The organism is Streptomyces flavofungini (assembly GCF_041028215.1).
GTDB classification, from domain to species: domain Bacteria; phylum Actinomycetota; class Actinomycetes; order Streptomycetales; family Streptomycetaceae; genus Streptomyces; species Streptomyces flavofungini_B.
The window spans coordinates 1-2,594 of sequence record NZ_JASKYR010000950.1; the positions used below are offsets into that span (position 1 = coordinate 1).

The following is a 2,594-nucleotide window of genomic DNA, read 5'->3' on the forward strand; positions in this document are numbered from 1 at the left end:
ATCACATCGCTTCACGTGGGGGTGCGAGGGAGTGGGGGGTGCGAAGTGCGGTCGCTTGTCGCCGCGTTGGGGCAGTTGGACGTGCGCATGACAAGCGGGTGTCGAAAAGTGAACGCGCCGGGCGATCAACTCCGCCGCTTCGTTCACTACTTGATTTAAGGGAGCATCGCAGGCCGCGTCAAGGACTTGGTGCGGACCATCTTGGCCGTGGCCCCGAGGGGGGGGCGCGGGGGAGACCGGGCCGCGTACGGTCTCCCGGTCGCACCGCTCCGTGTGCACCGTCTCCCGTCGCACCACTTCGCGTGCACCGTCTATGGAAGCTGTTCCGGGGAACACGGATTCATGTCACGCACAACTGGAACGCGATCTCCAAGGGGTGGCCATGTCTGCTTACGGTGGTTCATCAGCGGCTTCTTCCGGTGCGCGCACCAATGGCTTCGCGGTGGCCGGACTCGTATGCGGCATCGTGGGTCTGTTCTTGCTCAGCTTCGTGCTCGGGCCGCTGGCGATCGTCTTCGGCGCGATCGCCCTGCGGCAGAAGGCCGTCAGGGGCAGCGGTGGCGGCATGGCGAAGGCGGGCATCATCCTGGGCATCGTCGACGTGGTGCTCTTCATCGTGGTGCTCGCCGTCGCCGCCTCCGGCGGATTCAGCTGGTACGTCGGCGGTTGACCGGGAGCGGTGAGAACGGACCGCTGAATTCTGTGGTGAGGGGTAATCGCGGCGCGCGTGAAGCGCATCGCCATTACCCCTCACCCCTTTCTTGGCGCCCTCGGTCCCTTTCCTTCCCCGCTTCAGTTCTCCGGCGCGGCGCCGGTGATTCCCGCGGGTGCGCCAAGGGTCCGCCGAACGGCGTCGCGCAGCCAGTGATGGCCGCCGTCCGCCGTGTGCCGGGGATGGAACGCCATGCCGATGGTCAGCGGGGGCAGCGGCAGCGGAATGTCCAGAAGGCGCAGACCGAGGCCGGTCGCGGCGTCCGTGAGGGGTGAGGCGGGCGCACCGGCCGGCGTGGTCGGCATCAGGCACACCGCGTCGCTGCGCGCGGCGAGCGTCAGCGCGGCGAGATGGCTCGGCAGGACGACGGCGACGCGCCTGCGCAGGCCCCGCTCGGCGAGGGCGGTGTCCAGCGGGCCGCTGAACCGGCCACGGCGGCTGACCACCACATGCTCGGCGGCGGCGAGCCGCTCGGGGGTCAACTCCCCCTCCGTCAGGGGGTGCCCCGGCCGGACGGCCGCGGCCATCCGCAGGGTCAGCAGCTCCTCGACCAGGGTCTCGGGGTCGACATGGCCGATGGCCCCGACCTCCAGATCGATCCGCCCGTCCCGCAGGGCGGGACCGGCCTCCCATTCCTCGGCCCTGAACCGCAGGGAGACACCCGGTGCCTCCCGCCGGACGAGTTCGAGGAGCCCGGGCGCCAGCGCCGCACCGACCAGGTCCGCCGTCTGGAGGGTGAAGGTGCTCCGGAGGTCCGCCGGGTCGACCCGGGCGCCGGGACTGAGCAGCGTCCCGAGGCTCCGCACCACCGCCGCCGCCTCCTCCCGCAGGGCCCGCGCGCGGGGCGTGGGAACCATCGTCTGGCCCGCCCGGACGAGCAAGGGGTCCTGAAGGGTGCGGCGCAGGCGCGCGAGGGTGCGGCTCATGGCGGCGGGCGAGGTGTGCAGCCGGGCGGCGGCACGCGTGACGCTCTCCTCGGCCAGCAAGGCATTGAGGGCGACCGCGAGCTGGGCGTCGATCACGGGGTCTTGGCTGGTCATCGGCATCATTCCACTTCAGGCAAGTATTGCGTGCTGAAGTTCCCATTGTGGCAACACGTGGTCCTCCGCAGGATGAGTGACGTACCGAAATTCAGCACCAACAGCACCGAATTCACGAGGTCCGCATGATCGTTGTCACCGCTCCCACCGGAAACATCGGCCGCCACCTGCTGCCGCTGCTCCTCGACTCCCCGCACGCCGAAGCCGTACGCGTGGTGGTCCGCGACCCCGCGCGGCTGCCCGGGGCGGTACGCGACCGCGTCGACGTGGTCGTCGGCTCGCACGGTGACGCCGCCGTCGTCGACCGCGCCTTCGAGGGCGCCGACGCCGTGTTCTGGCTCGTGCCCCCGGACTCCTCCCGCACCCCGGAGGAGGCCTACCGCGGCTTCTCACGCCCGGCCGTGGAGGCGTTCACGGCACACGGCGTCGGGCACGTCGTCGGTGTCTCCGCCCTCGGCCGGGGCACCCCGGTCGCCGACCGCGCGGGACTCGTCACCGCCTCGCTCGCGATGGACGACCTCATCTCCGCGACCGGCGTCGCCTACCGCGCCCTCGCCAACCCCTCCTTCTTCGAGAACGTCCTGGAGGAGGCCGACTCGATCCGCGAGAAGGGCGTCTTCACCGACGCCGTGGACGGCGACCACAAGGCCCCGCTCGTCGCCGTCGCCGACATCGCGGCCGTCGCCGCGGGTCTGTTGCGCGACCGCTCGTGGACCGGCTCCGGCAGCGTCCCGGTCCTCGGCCCGCAGGACCTGTCGTACAACGACCTGGCGCGCATCATCACCGAACAGCTCGGCCGCCCCGTCCGCTACGAGTGCCAGCCCCTCGACGACCTGTACAAG

3 protein-coding genes are annotated in these 2,594 nt (G+C 71.0%); 2 read left to right on the forward strand and 1 reads right to left on the reverse strand.

Annotated elements, in window-relative coordinates:
- Nucleotides 1-382: 382 nt before the first annotated feature.
- Nucleotides 383-670, forward strand: a complete 288-nt coding sequence (locus tag AB8Z36_RS36985; protein ID WP_369217766.1) for a DUF4190 domain-containing protein — start codon at nt 383-385, stop codon at nt 668-670.
- A gap of 122 nt (nt 671-792) precedes the next feature.
- Here AB8Z36_RS36985 and AB8Z36_RS36990 read toward each other — a convergent pair whose 3' ends face one another.
- Complete coding sequence (locus AB8Z36_RS36990) at nt 793-1,752, reverse strand: LysR family transcriptional regulator (RefSeq protein ID WP_440582104.1); 960 nt, start codon at nt 1,750-1,752, stop codon at nt 793-795.
- A 125-nt stretch (nt 1,753-1,877) separates the two neighbouring features.
- Here AB8Z36_RS36990 and AB8Z36_RS36995 point away from each other — a divergent pair.
- On the forward strand, nt 1,878-2,594 hold a 717-nt coding region (locus AB8Z36_RS36995; protein WP_369217768.1), incomplete at its 3' end, for an NAD(P)H-binding protein.

Coding starts and splice junctions, on each gene's coding strand:
- AB8Z36_RS36985 (WP_369217766.1), top strand. CDS start 383: ATGTCTGCTTACGGTGGTTCATCAGCGGCTTCTTCCGGTGCGCGCACC.
- AB8Z36_RS36990 (WP_440582104.1), bottom strand. CDS start 1,752: ATGACCAGCCAAGACCCCGTGATCGACGCCCAGCTCGCGGTCGCCCTC.